Origin of the sequence: Alkalihalophilus lindianensis (genome assembly GCF_032843265.1) — a bacterium.
GTDB lineage: Bacteria > Bacillota > Bacilli > Bacillales > Bacillaceae_D > Alkalihalophilus > Alkalihalophilus lindianensis.
Map to the genome: position 1 here is coordinate 1 of NZ_JAWJBA010000214.1, position 279 is coordinate 279.

The following is a 279-nucleotide window of genomic DNA, read 5'->3' on the forward strand; positions in this document are numbered from 1 at the left end:
GTAGAATTTTTAATTGGCACAGCCATTAAAGAGGCTACTCCTGAAGGGATTTTAGTTGCAAAAGGTGACGAGGAGCCGTATGAGATTAAAGCCGGTACGGTTGTCTGGGCAGCAGGTGTAAGAGGAAACTCTATCATTGAAAAATCGGGATTTGAAGCAATGCGAGGACGCGTTAAAGTTCAGCCGGATCTTCGCGTTCCTGGGTTTGATGATATATTTGTAATTGGTGACTGTTCACTTGTCATTAATGAAGAAATAAATCGTCCGTATCCGCCAACC

Annotated in this window: 1 protein-coding gene; it reads left to right on the plus strand. The window is 43.4% G+C overall.

From position 1 onward, the window contains the following. Nucleotides 1–279: FAD-dependent oxidoreductase (locus tag RYX56_RS21985; protein ID WP_317124067.1), on the plus strand; the 279-nt coding region annotated here is incomplete at both ends.